Consider the following 16,177-nt stretch of genomic DNA (forward strand, 5'->3'; position numbering starts at 1 on the left):
AAATTACGAGAGGAATGAGAGAATGTTCGAAAAAATGGTTCGGTATGGCTGGAACGTCCTATCCGGTTTGTTTGTGTTGGCCTGTTCACTTTGGTTGAGCGGTCCAGGCATAGCCGAAACGGACACGCCAGACTATCGCTGGTATTTCATGTTATGGTTCCTGCTGTGGACGATTGGGTTCCTGTTGCAATTCAAGCAACGAACGAAATCGATGGGGTTGGTGCTCACGTTCATCCCGACGCTATATTATCTATTCCTTGCATTGCGGGCGATGGAACTTTTCTAGCATGCTTTGTCCATGCAGACGTCTTTGACCGAGCTCTAACTATGATTCAAGAAATATAAATGGATTAGGTCAACGCTTGTAGTGCGGAGGAAATATGAAGTAATGCATTGATCAGCTCATCGACGTGCCAAGCGATATAGCCGCTGCTGATCGCGATGATCGTGAGCATCGTCAGCTTATATATTTGAATTGTATCTTTCATTTGTCTCATCCTTTCATCAGTTAGATTTTCGAACCTCAATCCCTACAAACGAGCGTACCATGTTTCCATTATTATGTAATCAATGTACAGATTTGAATTACGATTTATGCACAACTGCGCAAACTTCTGACGGTCACGACATATACCCTCATCGCTTGGATAACTCGCTTCAAAATTACTCGTCTCTAGAAGTCTAATGAGTAAAAAGGACCGTAGACCATGTATCGTCTACAGTCCTTCATTCGTTTATTGTGTCGTTAACCACTCGACTAACCAGTCTACATGCTCGCGCATCGCGTCATCCGATAGCCGATCGATCGTGTCGTCCTCGGTAAAAACATCCTGGCTCGCTGTGAGCGAATCGTTCATCGAGATGACATCGATGCCGGCTTGTCGATATTCGTCTAAAATCGACACCCCTAAACTTCTCACTTCGACATCTTCAAACGCTGCACTGTCCATGAACGGATACGACTTCATGCCGTGCGTTTTGACGAAGCGGTCCGTATCCCCTGTCCCAATCAAGTCAAGCAACATGACGGTTCTAGTTGTCACGTCGCGCTCTTCCAACATGCCAAGGTAATGCGTGCTCGCCTCGTACCCTTCCCCGTACCCGTTCAAAAAGACGTAGCGAATCGTCGCCTTCGTCTTGACGTCATCCATCGCTTGAATGACTTGATACAGAATCGAGGCACCACCGAGGCCAGTTAACGCATGGTCCCCGTATCCACTGCTATCGAGTCGTGCCATCACAATCACTTCCTCATCTGTCGTCCCGGTCTGAACGAATTCCGTATAGGGCATTTCCGATTCATACGGTTCGATCGTCACGGTTTGGCCATCCGTCAGCATCTCGGCCGTTTCAGTCCCGACGCCGGTTCCATTAAAACGTAGCCAAGCCGACACATGGACGAATCCGAACTCATCCTGAGCATCTGGATGAGGCGTGATTAAGTAACCGGCTGCTCCCGCTTCTTTCAATTTCGTCAAGTAACGATTCGCCGCCTCATCATTGAGCACCTCACCATAATGGTCAAGGTGATACGCGTCATCCCGCGCCTCAAATGACGCCTCGGTCATCGGCAAGACGACGATTTTGTCGGTCACGTCAGGAATCGGTGCGTCCCATTCGATGTGGATGACGTCACCTTGAATCGGTTCTTCCACCATCATCGACGAGTATCCGTCGAACAGCTCATCTCCTATCGTGACGTCCGTATAAAACGTTTGGAACGGGGCATCGTGCATAAGACGATCCATGTTCAAATCAAGATCGACACCGAGCGATTCAAACAGCTCCGCATTTTCCCAACTATCGACATGACGGTCGTACGAGGCAAAATATTCGGCCGTCTCATACGGGCTATCGAGCGAGAGCGGGTTCACATATAAAAACGTGACATAAAGCGCATAAATGAAACTAAGGAAGGTGTTCATATAACGTATCTCCAATACTAATAAATAATTTCGACCAAGAAATTGTAAAGAATGGATAACTTGGCATATATTATTATAGATACGTTTTTTAAGAATTTGAATTTAATTTTTTACGAAATTCAATATATTTTTTCACTTTAAGTCTTTCGTCATGGACTGAACGGCTCCATGTATTCGTTCCGCTTCTTCCTACAATCGCCCACTCGGTAAAGCGAGAATCATTTCAAGAAGGTTGGTACTCCCTATGAATCCGGTTCAATGGAATCAAAAACGAAAAGAAAGACGCTACATGTACGCCTTCATCCTCCTCACTCTACTCAATACGGTGCAACATGCATATGACATCGGTTCTGACGCCTCTTCCCCATACCGACTCGTCGGTGGTCTCATTTTGTATGCGATCCTGCTCTATTTTGGGTTAAAAGAAAAAAGGTGGGCCGAGATCGCCATCAAGTTTGTCGTCTGGTTCAACGTCATCGCTTTACTCATCATCGTCTTGTTCATGGGACTCTCCCTGCTCGAATGAAAAAAGGCGGCCACTCGTTTGAGTGGTCGCCTGTGTTGGTTATACGCCTTCGTAAGCAGCGTACATGATCTCTTTCAATTCTTCAACGAGCGGCATTTTCGGGTTGGCCGTCGTACATTGATCTTCGAACGCGTCGACCGCCATCTTGTCGACTTTCGCGTCGAGGTCCGCTTTTTTGATGCCTTGTGCTTTGAACGAGAGCTTGATGTTCAAGCGCTGACCGAGCTCGATGACAGCTTGGATGAGTGACTCGACGCCTTCTTCCGTCGTGCTCGCTGGAAGTCCGAGGTAGCGCGCGATTTCTGCGTAACGCTCGTCGGCGATGAACGACTCATATTTCGGGAACGCCGCGAGTTTCGATGGTCGTGTCGCGTTGTAGCGGATGACGTGCGGCATGAGAATCGCGTTCGTCCGTCCGTGTGGGACGTGGAACTCGCCACCGATTTTATGTGCGATTGAGTGGTTGATACCGAGGAACGCGTTCGCGAACGCCATACCCGCCATTGTCGATGCGTTGTGGACTTTCTGACGGGCTTCGGCGTCACTTCCGTTCTCATACGCTTTCGGGAGGTAATCGAAAATCATCTTCATCGAACGAAGCGCAAGTCCGTCTGTATAATCGTTTGCCATGACTGAGACGTACGCTTCGATGGCGTGTGTCAACACGTCCATTCCTGTATCGGCCGTGATTGATGCTGGGACCGTCATGACGAACTCAGGGTCGACGATGGCGACGTCCGGTGTGATCGCGTAGTCAGCGATCGGGTATTTGACGTTGCGTTTCTTATCCGTGATGACCGTGAACGGTGTCACTTCAGAACCCGTACCTGATGTTGTCGGGATGGCGACGAACATCGACTTGTTGCCGAGCGTCGGGAACTTGTACGTCCGTTTGCGGATATCCATGAATTTTTGGCGAAGGTTCGAGAACTTCTCTTCTGGGCGTTCGTAGAAGAGCCACATGCCTTTCGCGGCATCCATCGGCGAACCGCCACCGAGCGCGATAATCATATCTGGTTGGAAGTGACGCATCGCTTCAGCACCGCGCATGACCGTCTCAACGGATGGGTCTGGCTCGACTTGGTCGAAGATGCGGTACTCGACGCCAGCAGGCAAGTTTTTGACGACTTTATCGGCAAATCCGAGTTTGACCATCATTTCATCCGTGACGATCATCGCCCGTTTTTTCGATGTGAGCGATTGAAGGTACTGGACTGAGTTTTTCTCAAAGTAAATCTTTTCAGGGACTTTAAACCATTGCATGTTCACGCGACGTCTCGCCACCTTTTTCACGTTGAGTAGATGTTTCGCCGTCACGTTCTCAGAGACGGAGTTTTTCCCGTATGACCCACAACCGAGCGTGAGCGACGGTGTCATTTCGTTATAGAGGTCACCGATCCCGCCGTGTGCCGTTGGCGAGTTGACGATGATGCGGCAAGCTTTCATCCGGAGTCCGAACGCGAGGATGGCGTCCTCGTCTGTCGAGTGAATCGCTGCCGTATGACCGAGGCCGCCGATTTCTAGCATCTTCTCAGCGATGGCGAACCCTTCTTCACGCGATTGAACTTTATACGCACCGAGCACCGGGCTTAATTTTTCATGTGAGAGAAGTTCTGTCGCACCGACCGTCTCGAGTTCGGCGATTAAGATTTTTGTATCGGCCGGGACTGTGAGTCCAGCTCGTTCGGCGATCCAGGCTGCCGGTTTCCCGACGATTTCCGGGTTGACCGCACATGAGTCTGTTTTGATGACGAGTGTCTCGAGTTTCGCTTTCTCTTCTGGTGAGCAGAAGTAGCAGCCGAGTGCCGTCATTTCCGCTTTCACTTCTTCATACACTTCTTGGTCGACGATAATCGCTTGTTCAGACGCACAGATCATACCGTTATCGAACGTTTTCGACAAGATAACGTCCGAGATGGCACGTTTCACTTTTGCTGTTTTGTCGATATAAGCAGGTACGTTACCTGGTCCGACACCGAGGGCCGGTTTACCAGTCGAGTAAGCCGATTTCACCATCGCCGCTCCACCTGTTGCGAGGACCATGGCGACGCCTGGGTGGTTCATGAGTGCTTTCGTCGCGTCGAGTGACGGTTTTTCGACCCATTGAATCAAGTGTTCCGGTGCGCCAGCTTCGATGGCTGCATCACGAAGGATGCGTGCCGCTTCGCTTGAACACTGTTGTGCCGACGGGTGGAAACCGAAGATGATCGGGTTACGCGTCTTGATGGCGATGATTGCTTTAAACATCGTCGTTGACGTCGGGTTCGTCACCGGTGTGACCCCAGCGACGACACCGACCGGCTCGGCGATGTACGTGATGCCGTTTTGCTCGTCGTCTTCGATGACGCCGACCGTCTTCTCGCCACGGAGCGAGTTGTAAATATATTCTGTCGCGAAGATGTTTTTGATCATCTTGTCTTCAAATACACCACGACCTGTTTCTTCATATGCATGTTTTGCGAGAGCGACGTGCTGTTCGAGTCCGGCGAGCGCCATCGCTTGAACGATCGCATCGATCTTCTCTTGGTCGAACGTCATCAACGTATCGAGCGCTTTATGCGCTTGTGTGACGAGCGTGTCGACCATCTGTTCTGCTGATGTCTCTACTACTGCTTTCTCTTTAACTGCCATGTTGGTTTCCTCCTCATGAATGAGAGCTGATAAGTCTGACTTGATGGAGAGCACGGGGCAATCAGTTAGTTCAAGAAGAGTTTGTGCTTTCCTTCACATTCATAGAATACACCGATTTTCCGATTTTGTGCGTGACAACAATGTGAACTATTTCACAAGATTTTTTAGAAGAATGAGGATAGGGATTGCTTTTTCAGATGATGCTCAGTAAAATCTAATTCGTTTTCATGAAAATAAGGTACAGACGATATGTAAACGCTTACAAAAGTTATGTCCACGATGCGACGAAAGCGCTGTGCAAAATGTCACGGAATGAGGATTGGTCGTCCAAGCCGTCCCCCACTCGTGTATAATGGGAAGTAGAACCTGATTAGGAAGTGAATAGACCTATGCCTAGACAAGATGCAGCCGATCAGTTCGTTAAACTGATCCCATTGATTCGTAGAAAATTACTTCGCCGCTCGGACTTGCCCCAAATCCCGAACTTGAACTTCTCTCATTTTCATCTATTGATGTTGATTGAAGACGAGGGTGCCGTCACAAACGGACACATTAGCGAGACGTTATCAATTGCCCCACCGAACGTGACGCCGCTCATCACGAAACTCGTCGATGAAGGATACATCACCCGCGTGCCGGACGAGCGTGACCGCCGCGTCATCTGGAATCAATTGACCGAGAAAGGCGAACAGGTCCTTCGGGAACGACGCGATTCCTTCCGCCGCCTGTTCGAAGATCGCCTCGCCTTTTTAGATGAGGACGAGACCGCACGATTGATTGATAGCTTGAAGACACTGACCAAGATTGTCGAGAAGATGGACAAGAGCGAGGGATGATTTTTACTCGTCAATGTCCCGCGCTTCTTATATAATCGACAGTGAATCAATCGAACTATGGAAAGAGAGATGACATGCAATGGGTCGTAAATGGAACAACATCAAAGAGAAAAAGGCGTCAAAAGACGCCAACACGAGCCGGATTTATGCGAAGTTCGGTCGGGAGATCTACATCGTCGCCCGCCAAGGCGAGCCAGATCCTGAACTGAATCAAGCGCTCAAGTTCGTCGTCGAGCGCGCGAAGACGTACAACGTCCCTCGTGCCATCATTGACCGCGCCATCGACAAGGCGAAAGGTGGCGACGAAGAGAACTTTGACGAGTTGCGCTATGAAGGATTCGGTCCGAACGGCTCGATGGTGATCGTCGACACGCTTACGAACAACGTCAACCGGACGGCGTCTGAAGTCCGTGCCGCGTTCGGGAAGAACGGCGGCAATATGGGCGTGAGCGGTTCGGTCGCCTACATGTTCGATGCCACGGCCGTCATCGGCGTCTCTGGCATGAGTGCGGACGACGTGCTCGAACTCATGATGGAACATGACCTTGACGTGCGTGACGTGCTTGAAGAAGAAGACACGGTCATCGTCTATGCCGAGCCGGAAGCGTTCCACGCCGTCCAAACCGCATTCAAATCAGCCGGTATCGACTCGTTCGAAGTCGCCGAACTGACGATGCTCCCACAAAATGAGATCACCCTCGACGATGCGTCGAAAGAGCAGTTCGAGAAGCTCCTTGACGTGCTCGAAGACCTCGAGGACGTGCGCCAGGTATATCACAACGTCGAATTATGACGAGCCAGCGATAACTTTTCGGAGTTATCGCTTTTTTCAACACTTGATTTGACAAGCATGGTCTCATATGTTAAATTTCAAAAGTCTTTATCATATTAAAGTGATAATAAGAGAAAGAGTTTTGAAGAAAGGTGTTGTCTTTTATGAACGCTGTCTTATTAGCAGTCATCGTTTTATTCGCGCTCGCCATCAGTCGCGTGCACATTGTCTTATCGCTCATCTTAGCCGCCATCGTCGGAGGGCTCGTCGGAGGGCTTGGCTTCAACGATACGCTCACCGCGTTTAGCGACGGGCTCGGCGGTGGCGCGTCCATCGCGCTCAGCTACGCGCTCCTCGGTGCGTTCGCCGTCGGTCTCTCGAAGACGGGACTCCCGGACGTCTTGGCCGAACGGTTGATCGCCATGTCCGGTCGTGACGTCACCGGGAAGAACGTCTTGTTCGTCAAGGCGCTCTTGCTGTCGCTCCTCCTTTTACTCGCGATCAGCTCACAAAACGTCTTGCCGATTCACATCGCATTCATCCCAATCGTTGTCCCGCCTTTACTCGTCTTATTTAACGAGTTGAAGCTCGACCGACGCCTCGTGGCGACCATTCTCACGTTCGGACTCGTCACGCCGTACATGCTCTTGCCTGTCGGCTTCGGGGGCATTTATTTGAATGAAATCTTGCTGCCGAACGTCGAGACGAACGGGATGGCCGTCGGCGACGTCAATATTGTCGGCATCATGGCCATCCCGGCTCTCGGTATGGTATTCGGTCTCATCGCCGCCTTCATCCACTATCGGAAGCCGCGCGACTACGAGACGATCGCACTCGGCCCGAAAGATTACGAGTTGCGTCAATTGAGCCCGTTGAAGATCGGATTGACACTCGCTGTCGTTCTCGTCGTCCTCGTCGTCCAGTTGCAGACCGACTCGATGATTGCCTCGGCCGTGACCGGTCTCGTGCTCTTGAGCGTGCTCCGGTTAATTCCTTGGTCTGAAGCCGATGACATCTTCACGAGCGGCATGCGCATGATGGCGTTCATCGGGTTCGTCATGATCGCGGCAAGCGGCTTCGCGGCCGTCATTCGTGAGACCGGGGCGATCGAGCCCCTCGTCAACGGTGCGTCTGGGCTCATGGGCGATTCGCAGTTCCTCGCAGCGCTCGTCATGTTGCTCGTCGGACTCGTCATCACGCTCGGAATCGGCTCGAGTTTCTCGACGATCCCAATCATCGCGGCCATCTTCGTCCCACTGTGCATCCAATATGGCTTCTCGGTCGAGGCGACGATCGCCATCATCGGGACGGCCGGCGCGCTCGGTGACGCCGGTAGTCCGGCGAGCGACTCGACGCTCGGCCCGACGAGCGGCTTGAACGCCGACGGTCAACACGACCACCTCCGCGAGACGGTGTGGCCGACGTTCTTACACTATAACATCCCGCTCATCGTTTTCGGACTGATTGCGGCGATGGTGTTGTAATCACTTTCGATTGCGCCGTGCATAGATCGTCCCGAGTAAGACGAGCACGAGCAAAAACCAAAATCCTGTATACATGAGGATCTCTGTAATCATCGCTTTCCTCCTGTGACAAAAAGATAAGGAGCGACGCTTGGCGTCGCTCCTTTTCATGATGAAGTTTTCAGCTCCGTTTGACAAGTTTCCAAGTAGGCGTCGACCTTTTCTGCCACTTCACGCCCTTCACGGATCGCCCACACGATCAGGCTTTGACCGCGCCGGGCGTCACCGGCGACGAATACGCCGTCAACGTCCGTGACGTAATCACGTTTTGACTCGACCCCGAGTTTTCTCAGTTCCGGCTCTGGTCGCTCGAAGCCGATAGCGACGAGGACGAGATCGGCCGGATACGTCTTCTCTGACCCTTCGACGACGAAGAACGTGGCGTGACCGTCGGGTTTAACGATTTTCTCCATCCGTTCCGTCTCAATGCCGACGACCTTGTCGCCTTCGGTCACAATCTGATTCGAGCGAATCAAGTACGTGCGCGGGTCCGCCTCGTATTGTCCGATTGCCTCGGCGTACGCGTAATCGGTCGACAGCGTATCCGGCTGGAGCGGCCATGGCCGTTCCGGCGACCGGTATAGCCCTTTCTCCGGGTGTTTCCCGAACTGCGTGACCGATGCCGCGCCTTGACGGATGGCCGTCGCGACGCAGTCCGCTCCCGTGTCGCCGCCACCGATGACGATGACATGCTTCCCTTCTGCGTCATGGCGTGGGTCTAAATCTTTTCCGTTCAACTGTTTCGTCGAAGCGGTCAAGTATTCCATCGCCAGTTCGATTCCTGAAGCGTCGTCCCCGTCGATGCCGAGCGTTCGTTGCTTTTGGGCACCGGTAGCTAAGATGACGGCGTCATACTCGCCCCGGAGCGCCTCGACCGTCACGTCTTCCCCGACGTTGACGCCTGTCTTGAATCGAATCCCTTCCGCCTCGAGCAAGTCGACGCGACGTCGGACAACGCCTTTGTCGAGCTTCATGTTCGGGATGCCGTAATACAAGAGGCCGCCGATTTCATCGGCTTTCTCGAGCACGGTGACCGTATGGCCGAGCTGGTTCAACTGGTCGGCCGCAGCGAGACCGGCCGGACCGCTCCCGATGATGGCGACGCGATACCCGGTACGCTGACGCACGTGACGAGGCTTGACCCATCCTTGTTCGAAGGCGCGGTCGATAATCGTCCGTTCGATTGACTTGATCGCAACCGGGTCTTCACTGATGCCGAGCGTACACGACCCTTCACAAGGCGCCGGACAGACCCGACCCGTGAACTCCGGGAAGTTGTTCGTCTCCATCAAGCGCTCGTAAGCACGGAAGAAATCCTGGTCGCTCACGAGTCTGTTCCATTCCGGGATCAAGTTGTGAATCGGGCAGCCGATCGTCTCTTGGCCAATCAGATCGCCGACATGACAAAACGGTGTGCCGCAGTCCATACAACGCTCGGCTTGCTTGACGATCGGACCGTCTTCCATCCGTGACGCATATTCCCCATAATCGTGAATCCGGTCCTTGACACCCCGTTCTGGGAGTGTCTCACGCGGAATGCTTAAAAAGTTGTGTCTCATACTGCCCCTCCTTCTGTGACGACTCGGAACAGTTCTAATGCCCGGTCGGCCTCGCTCAATTCAGGTCGCGTCATTTCGAGCTGACGCATCACATCGAGGACGTTCGCATAATCTCTCGGCACGACTTTGACGAAACGGCTCAGCTCGTTCTCAAACGAGTCGAGAATCAACCGCGCCTTGACACTGTCGGTGTGGAACTGATGAAGCTCGAGCAGCGAATAAATTTCTTCGGCGTCTTGATCCGTCAACGAGTCGACCGCCACGAGTTCGTGGTTGACGAGCTCGTCGTAGTCTTGATCGCCATACAAATAGGCGACCCCGCCCGACATACCGGCTCCAAAGTTGCGGCCGACCTGACCGAGGACGACGACCGTCCCCCCGGTCATGTATTCGCAACCGTGGTCACCGACCCCTTCCGTGACCGCGACGGCGCCAGAGTTACGGACGGCGAAGCGTTCACCGGCATGACCGTTGAAGAACGCCATCCCGCTCGTCGCCCCGTACAGGCAGACGTTCCCGGCGATGACTTGCTCGCTCTCGTCAAACGGGGCATGCTTTTCAGCGATGAGGGCGATTTTCCCGCCGCTCAACCCTTTGCCGACGTAGTCGTTCGCGTCACCGATGACCGAGATGGTGATTCCTTTCGGCAAGAACGCGCCGAGGCTCTGCCCGGCCGACCCGCTCAAGCGAATCGATATCGTGTCCTCGGCCAGTCCGACGTTCCCGTGCACCCGCGTCAGTTCCGAGCCGAGCATCGTCCCGACGGCCCGGTCCGTATTTCGGATTCGGCCGACGAAGAACGTCGGTTGGCCCGATTTGATGGAACGTGACACGGCCGGCATCAATTTTCGGTGGTCATACGACTTGAACGCCGGATGCGGCAGCTCTTCCTTCTCCGGAAGCGGCGTCGGCATGGCGATCATCGGGTGTAAGTCGAGCGATGACGCTTTCGCATGCGTTTGTTTCCATTCGCTCTCTTCGAGAAGATCCGTCCGCCCGATCACTTCATCGAGCGTGCGCGCGCCGAGCGACGCCAAAATCTCGCGGACGTCTTCGGCGAGGAACGTCATCAAGTTGACGACATGTTCTGGTTTCCCCATGAACTTCGCACGGAGGGCCGGGTCTTGCGTCGCGACACCGACCGGGCACGTGTCCAAGTGACAAGCACGCATCATGATGCAACCGAGGACGACGAGCGGAGCCGTCGCGAACGCATACTCCTCAGCGCCGAAGATGGCAGCGAGCACGATGTCGCGACCGGTCATGAGCTTCCCATCCGTCTCAAGGGTGACGCGGCCTCGGAGCCCGTTCAAGGCGAGGGTCTGGTGCGTCTCAAGGAGGCCAAGCTCCCACGGGAGACCGGTATGTTTAATCGACGTCCGTGGCGAAGCGCCCGTACCGCCATCATAGCCTGAAATGACGATCGTATCGGCGTTTGCCTTGGCGACACCGGCCGCAATCGTGCCGACACCCGATTTTGAGACGAGCTTGACACTAATCTTCGCGTTCGGGTTGACGTGCTTCAAGTCGAAGATGAGTTGCGCCAAATCTTCGATCGAGTAGATGTCATGGTGCGGGGGTGGCGAGATGAGACCGACCCCAGGAACGGAGCCACGGACCTCGGCCACCCATGGGTACACTTTGTTGCCTGGGAGTTGACCGCCTTCGCCGGGTTTGGCGCCTTGGGCCATCTTGATTTGAATCTCATCGGCGTGATACAGGTACTCGGCCGTTACACCGAAACGGCCGCTCGCCACTTGCTTGATGCGACTGACTCGTTCCGACCCATCCTCATCCGGGACGAACCGGTTGCGGTCCTCGCCGCCTTCACCCGAGTTACTCTTTGCCCCGATTCGGTTCATCGCGATGGCGAGCGTCTCATGCGCTTCCTTCGACAAGGAACCGAACGACATCGCCCCGGTCTTGAACCGACTGACGATAGAGGCGACCGATTCGACTTCTTCGAGCGGGACGGGTTGTCGCTCCGTGAAGCTGAACAACTGTCTTAAGAACTGCCCGGAAGACTCATGGAGACGGACGTATGCATCATAGTAACGTCGTTCATTCTCACGGCAGGCACGCTGCAGCAAGTGAATCGTCTTCGGGTTGAACGCATGCTCTTCCCCGTCGGCGCGCCACTGGAAGTCAGCCCCTGCGTCGAGTGGGCGGTCCCGGTCATAGGCCGCCACGTGTTGTGCCCGGCCTTCTGCTTCGATTGCCTCAAACCCGATTCCCGACAGTTGTGACGTTGTTCCCCGGAAATGCGTCTCCACAAGGCCCCGGTCTAACCCGACCGCTTCAAAGATTTGGGCCCCACGATAACTTTGTACGGTCGAGATCCCCATCTTCGACATGACTTTCACGATTCCGTCGACGGTGGCCGCTTGATAACGACGCACCGCTTCATCGAATGAGTGGCTGAGTTGGTTCGAACGGATTGCTTCGTCAATCGTCGCGTAGGCGAGATAAGGATAGACCGCGTCCGCGCCATAACCGATCAGTGCTGCCGCTTGATGGACTTCACGTAACTCGCCGCTCTCGCTGACGAGGCTACAGGACGCCCGTAAGTTCGAACGGATGAGTCGTTGATGGACGGCGCTCATGACGAGGAGCGCCGGCATGGCGATTCGCTCGGCGTTCGTACCGCGGTCCGATAAGACGATGACTTCCGCACCATCCCGGACTTTGGCCTCGACGCGCTCGAATAACGCTTCCAAGGACGCCTCTAAACCGCTCGCATACGTCGCATCGACACGGCTCACGCGCAGCTCTTTCTCGATGCCGACAAGCCGGGACGCATCTAAAATCGGATGTGCGAGCCAGACGCGGCGGGCATGGCCACGGCCGGTATGGACCGGGTTCGATTGCGGGCCAAGCCATGTGAACGTCGCGGTCACGATTTTTTCCCGCAGGGCGTCAATCGGCGGGTTCGTCACTTGCGCGAAGTGTTGTTTGAAATAGTGGAACAACGAGCGCGACCGCTCAGACAGGACAGCGACAGGTTGGTCATGTCCCATCGACCCGATTGGATCCTTCTTTTCATTGATGAGCGGTACCATATACTGCTCGATGTCTTCTTTCGTATAGCCGAAGGCACGTTGTTTGCGCTGCAAATCGTCGACAGGGGGCTCGACGACAGCCCCGTCCTCGACCGTCTTCATCTGCTTCAACCATTTGCCATACGGCTCGGCTCGCGCAATCGTCTGTTTGATTTCCGCGTCCGGGATGAGTCGTTTCGATTCCAAGTCAATCAAGAGCAGTTGCCCTGGCCGCAACCGTTCTTTCTTGACCACGTTTTCGGCTTGAACCGGGATGACGCCGCTCTCGGATGACAAAATCAACTCTCCGTCTGCCGTCTCGATGTAGCGCATCGGCCGGAGCCCGTTCCGATCGAGGATGGCGCCGATTTGCCGGCCGTCCGTGAACACGACCCCGGTCGGGCCGTCCCATGGCTCCATGATTGACGAGTGATATTGATAAAAGTCGCGTTTGTAGCGATCGATCGTGCCTTCGATGAACGGCTCCGGGATGAGCATCATCGCCGTGTGGGCGATTGAACGTCCCGTCCGTGTGAAGAACTCGAACGCGTTGTCGAGCATCGACGAGTCGCTCCCTTCTTCTTGCAAAACCGGGAATAGTCGCTCGACGTTCTCGTACAGGTCGGTCTCCGTCACCCCTTCACGGGCGCGCATCGCATCGATGTTGCCGCGTAACGTGTTGATCTCACCGTTATGGACGATCATCCGGTTCGGGTGCGCCCGTTCCCACGACGGGAACGTGTTCGTCGAGAAACGCGAGTGGACGATGCCGAACGCGCTCTTATAGAACGGTGACTGTAAATCGAGGTAGAACCTTTCGATTTGTTCCGGTGTGAGCATCCCTTTATAGACGATCGTCTTCGTCGAGAAGCTCGGCATATATAAATTTAACGTCTCGGTTTTTTCGATGCTGCGGCGTAGCTCGTAAAGCGTTCGCTCATTCGTCTCATAATCCAAAAACGGACAGGCGACGAACCACTGATATATCGTCGGCTGGGTCGTGCGTGCATGCTCACCGATCGCGAGCGGGTCGACGGGCACTTCACGCCAGGCGATTGTCGCGACATCGAGGTCTTCGGCGAGACGCTCCATCTGTTGTTGCTTCTCACTGAGCGCCGTCTCCTCCGGTTGGAAGAAAACCATCCCGACCGCGTAAAGTCCCGGTGCTGGCAAATTCATCGTCTGCAAGAACAACTCATGTGGAATCTCCGTCATGATGCCGGCACCGTCTCCGGCGTCGATGACCCCTTGCCCCCCGCGGTGCTCAAGTCGACATAGCATCGACAACGACCGACTGACAATCTCGTGTTTCTTCTCTCCATTCAGGTTGACGTATAGGCCGATGCCGCAAGCGTCTTTCTCGAATCGTGAATCGTATAAACTCGTCCGTTTCATCGAATCAACCCCTCTCTCGTACTGTTTCGTAAGTTTTATTTTGTTCTAAATATTCTGAAAAATCAAGAGAGATGTATACACTTTTGCATAATACCATCTCGATGTATTGAAGATGTAAGCGTATTAAATAGCTTTACCAAGCTTTTTCCGAAAACAACTTATAATAAATAAAGAATATTTATCCACTATATATATTAACTAACGAGTTCTTTTGACCACAAAAAAAGACGTCTTGCAGACGTCTTCCTAAACCGTTTTCCCTGTATGATGTAAGAACCCGCGTGGCCGTTTCCAAATAATCAAGCCGACATAACCGAGCGCGAGTAGGATGAGCGCGCTGACGAGGACGACGTAGAGCGTCGCGTTCTCGATTCGGGCAAAGATGGCGATATAAGCCCAAACGAACACGAGCGGATAGATGAAGTCACGGTGCCACCACATGAATACGAGGGCAAGGACGACGCCGACCATGAGCATGAGAGACGTCCAGGCCAGTTCATCGAGACCGAGCACCGTCGTGATGCGCTCGGTCTTCATGACGACGAACACGTTGACAATCGTCGCGACCGAGACCCACCCGATATAGAGCGAGAACGGAAGACGATCGAACCAGCTCGTCGATGTCCGAAAAGCGACATGGTACAGCCAAGCGAGCGTTCCTAAGAACAAGACCATGACGACGAGCGAAGCGATGAACCATTCGTTCGTGAACGTCAAGAGCCAAAGTCCGTTCAAGATACAAGAGACGAGAAAGCCCGCCTTCATCCGATTCGCCTGCCGGTTCGCGACCGACCCTTTCTTCAGTTGCAACACAAGCCAGACGGCGAGTCCGAGATAAATGAGTCCCCAAATCGAGAACGCGTATCCGGCCGGTTTGAAGAAAATATCAATTCGGTCCGACACGGCCGCATTGTCTCCGCTCGCGAAATAGTTGATGACGACGGTCGCCAAAAATGCCAACCAGTTGACCAATGGCCATTTTGATAAGTCCATATGCGCGATCTTCAAATGAAGATCTGCCACCTCCTTTTTCAACATAGTAATGTATACCCATGTGACTCCGCTCATACACAATCGAAAACGAAAAAAGAGACCCAGCGCTGGGTCTCAATGTGTTCAAAAATCGATGTGGTCCGGGTCTGGTCCGAGTCGCTCGTGTGTCGCCACGGTATCTAATTTCGCCATGTCGTCTGCATCCAGTTCAAAGTCGAAGACGTCAAAGTTTTCTTGGATACGATGTGGCGTGACCGACTTCGGAAGCGCGACGTTCCCTGTGTCGAGATGCCAACGTAACACGACTTGTGCCGGTGTTTTCCCATGCTTCTCAGCAATCTCGGCGAAGGCTGGGATGTCGAGGAATTTCCCTTGCATGAGTGGGCTCCACGCCTCGATTTGAATCCCTTCATCTTGGCAATATTCGACGAGGTCTGGTTGCGGCAACTGTGGATGCAACTCGACTTGGTTGATGAGCGGCGTCATCAGACCGGCCTCTTTCAACGCCTCGAGATGATGCTCTTTGAAGTTCGAGACACCGATCGCTTTGATTTTTCCGGCTTCATATAATTCAATCAACGCTTCCCACGCTTCGACGAACCCGTCGACTGGCCAATGGAGTAAACATAAATCCAAATAGTCCGTCTCGAGTCGAATGAGTGATTCTTCAAACGCCTCTTTCGTCCGGCCTTGGCGGATCTCCTCGTTCCAAATCTTCGACGTCAAAAAGATATCGCTACGATTGATGCCGGATGCGTGAATCCCTTTGGCGACCCCTTCTTCGTTCTTATAGACGGCAGCCGTATCGATATGACGATACCCGACCTTAAGTGCCTCAGCGACCGCGTCAGGCGCCTCTGTCTCATTGTCGACTTGCCAGACACCGAATCCGATCATCGGGATTTGAACCCCGTTGCGTAACGTTACGAATTGCATACACTCATTCCCCTTTCAGCTGTTCGAGCTGATTGTATCATAC

General features: G+C 53.5%; 12 protein-coding genes. 5 read left to right on the forward strand and 7 right to left on the reverse strand.

The genetic code is table 11. From position 1 onward, the window contains the following. Nucleotides 1-22: 22 nt before the first annotated feature. On the forward strand, nucleotides 23-286 hold the full coding sequence (locus KB235_RS09820) for a hypothetical protein (RefSeq protein WP_034804710.1): 264 nt from the start codon (nucleotides 23-25) through the stop codon (nucleotides 284-286). Between the two features lie 64 nt (nucleotides 287-350). On the opposite strand, the gene KB235_RS09825 is transcribed toward KB235_RS09820, so the two are convergent. Further along, complete coding sequence (locus tag KB235_RS09825) at nucleotides 351-488, reverse strand: hypothetical protein (RefSeq protein WP_156028770.1); 138 nt, start codon at nucleotides 486-488, stop codon at nucleotides 351-353. A 246-nt stretch (nucleotides 489-734) separates the two neighbouring features. After that, the gene (locus tag KB235_RS09830; RefSeq protein ID WP_211779555.1) at nucleotides 735-1,925 is read right to left on the reverse strand and encodes a M28 family peptidase; all 1,191 of its coding nucleotides are present in this window, start codon (nucleotides 1,923-1,925) and stop codon (nucleotides 735-737) included. 244 nt (nucleotides 1,926-2,169) lie between these two features. On the opposite strand from KB235_RS09830, the gene KB235_RS09835 reads away from it, so the two are divergent. Beyond that, a complete protein-coding gene (locus KB235_RS09835) occupies nucleotides 2,170-2,451 on the forward strand; it encodes a hypothetical protein (protein WP_211779556.1) in 282 nt (93 codons plus the stop codon). Nucleotides 2,452-2,490: 39 nt separating this feature from the next. On the opposite strand, the gene adhE is transcribed toward KB235_RS09835, so the two are convergent. Continuing rightward, on the reverse strand, nucleotides 2,491-5,082 hold the full coding sequence (gene adhE / locus KB235_RS09840) for a bifunctional acetaldehyde-CoA/alcohol dehydrogenase (protein WP_211779557.1): 2,592 nt from the start codon (nucleotides 5,080-5,082) through the stop codon (nucleotides 2,491-2,493). 389 nt (nucleotides 5,083-5,471) lie between these two features. Between adhE and KB235_RS09845 the strand changes: the two genes are divergently transcribed. The 3 genes from KB235_RS09845 to KB235_RS09855 all read left to right on the forward strand — a co-directional run bounded on the left by KB235_RS09845 (nucleotide 5,472) and on the right by KB235_RS09855 (nucleotide 8,174). Then, on the forward strand, nucleotides 5,472-5,918 hold the full coding sequence (locus KB235_RS09845; RefSeq protein WP_211779558.1) for a MarR family winged helix-turn-helix transcriptional regulator: 447 nt from the start codon (nucleotides 5,472-5,474) through the stop codon (nucleotides 5,916-5,918). Nucleotides 5,919-5,997: 79 nt separating this feature from the next. Next, nucleotides 5,998-6,711: a YebC/PmpR family DNA-binding transcriptional regulator gene (locus tag KB235_RS09850; protein WP_034815325.1), complete on the forward strand. Its 714-nt coding sequence runs from the start codon at nucleotides 5,998-6,000 to the stop codon at nucleotides 6,709-6,711. Nucleotides 6,712-6,854: 143 nt separating this feature from the next. After that, nucleotides 6,855-8,174 carry a Na+/H+ antiporter family protein gene (locus KB235_RS09855; RefSeq protein ID WP_034804719.1) on the forward strand — a complete coding sequence of 440 codons (1,320 nt, stop codon included), beginning with the start codon at nucleotides 6,855-6,857 and terminating at the stop codon, nucleotides 8,172-8,174. A 146-nt stretch (nucleotides 8,175-8,320) separates the two neighbouring features. Here KB235_RS09855 and KB235_RS09860 read toward each other — a convergent pair whose 3' ends face one another. The 4 genes from KB235_RS09860 to KB235_RS09875 all read right to left on the reverse strand — a co-directional run bounded on the left by KB235_RS09860 (nucleotide 8,321) and on the right by KB235_RS09875 (nucleotide 16,134). Further along, nucleotides 8,321-9,772, reverse strand: a complete 1,452-nt coding sequence (locus tag KB235_RS09860) for a glutamate synthase subunit beta (protein ID WP_211779559.1) — start codon at nucleotides 9,770-9,772, stop codon at nucleotides 8,321-8,323. Continuing rightward, nucleotides 9,769-14,205 (reverse strand): glutamate synthase large subunit, encoded by a 4,437-nt coding sequence (gene gltB / locus KB235_RS09865; protein WP_211779560.1) that lies wholly within the window; start codon nucleotides 14,203-14,205, stop codon nucleotides 9,769-9,771. Before gltB ends, KB235_RS09860 begins: the two co-directional genes overlap by 4 nt. 246 nt (nucleotides 14,206-14,451) lie before the next feature. Continuing rightward, nucleotides 14,452-15,213 carry a V-type ATP synthase subunit I domain-containing protein gene (locus KB235_RS09870; RefSeq protein ID WP_245175461.1) on the reverse strand — a complete coding sequence of 254 codons (762 nt, stop codon included), beginning with the start codon at nucleotides 15,211-15,213 and terminating at the stop codon, nucleotides 14,452-14,454. 108 nt (nucleotides 15,214-15,321) lie between these two features. Further along, nucleotides 15,322-16,134, reverse strand: coding sequence for an aldo/keto reductase (locus tag KB235_RS09875; protein WP_211779561.1), 813 nt, complete (start codon nucleotides 16,132-16,134; stop codon nucleotides 15,322-15,324). Between the last annotated feature and the right edge of the window lie 43 nt (nucleotides 16,135-16,177).

Origin of the sequence: Exiguobacterium alkaliphilum, from assembly GCF_018138125.1 — a bacterium.
In the GTDB taxonomy this organism is placed as follows: Bacteria; Bacillota; Bacilli; order Exiguobacteriales; family Exiguobacteriaceae; genus Exiguobacterium; species Exiguobacterium alkaliphilum.

What these genes read in the sequence shown, in the direction of transcription:
- gltB (WP_211779560.1), bottom strand. Translation starts at nt 14,205, where the DNA reads ATGAAACGGACGAGTTTATACGATTCACGATTCGAGAAAGACGCTTGC.
- KB235_RS09875 (WP_211779561.1), bottom strand. Translation starts at nt 16,134, where the DNA reads ATGCAATTCGTAACGTTACGCAACGGGGTTCAAATCCCGATGATCGGA.
- KB235_RS09845 (WP_211779558.1), top strand. Translation starts at nt 5,472, where the DNA reads ATGCCTAGACAAGATGCAGCCGATCAGTTCGTTAAACTGATCCCATTG.
- KB235_RS09825 (WP_156028770.1), bottom strand. Translation starts at nt 488, where the DNA reads ATGAAAGATACAATTCAAATATATAAGCTGACGATGCTCACGATCATC.
- KB235_RS09830 (WP_211779555.1), bottom strand. Translation starts at nt 1,925, where the DNA reads ATGAACACCTTCCTTAGTTTCATTTATGCGCTTTATGTCACGTTTTTA.
- KB235_RS09855 (WP_034804719.1), top strand. Translation starts at nt 6,855, where the DNA reads ATGAACGCTGTCTTATTAGCAGTCATCGTTTTATTCGCGCTCGCCATC.
- KB235_RS09850 (WP_034815325.1), top strand. Translation starts at nt 5,998, where the DNA reads ATGGGTCGTAAATGGAACAACATCAAAGAGAAAAAGGCGTCAAAAGAC.
- KB235_RS09860 (WP_211779559.1), bottom strand. Translation starts at nt 9,772, where the DNA reads ATGAGACACAACTTTTTAAGCATTCCGCGTGAGACACTCCCAGAACGG.
- adhE (WP_211779557.1), bottom strand. Translation starts at nt 5,082, where the DNA reads ATGGCAGTTAAAGAGAAAGCAGTAGTAGAGACATCAGCAGAACAGATG.
- KB235_RS09835 (WP_211779556.1), top strand. Translation starts at nt 2,170, where the DNA reads ATGAATCCGGTTCAATGGAATCAAAAACGAAAAGAAAGACGCTACATG.
- KB235_RS09820 (WP_034804710.1), top strand. Translation starts at nt 23, where the DNA reads ATGTTCGAAAAAATGGTTCGGTATGGCTGGAACGTCCTATCCGGTTTG.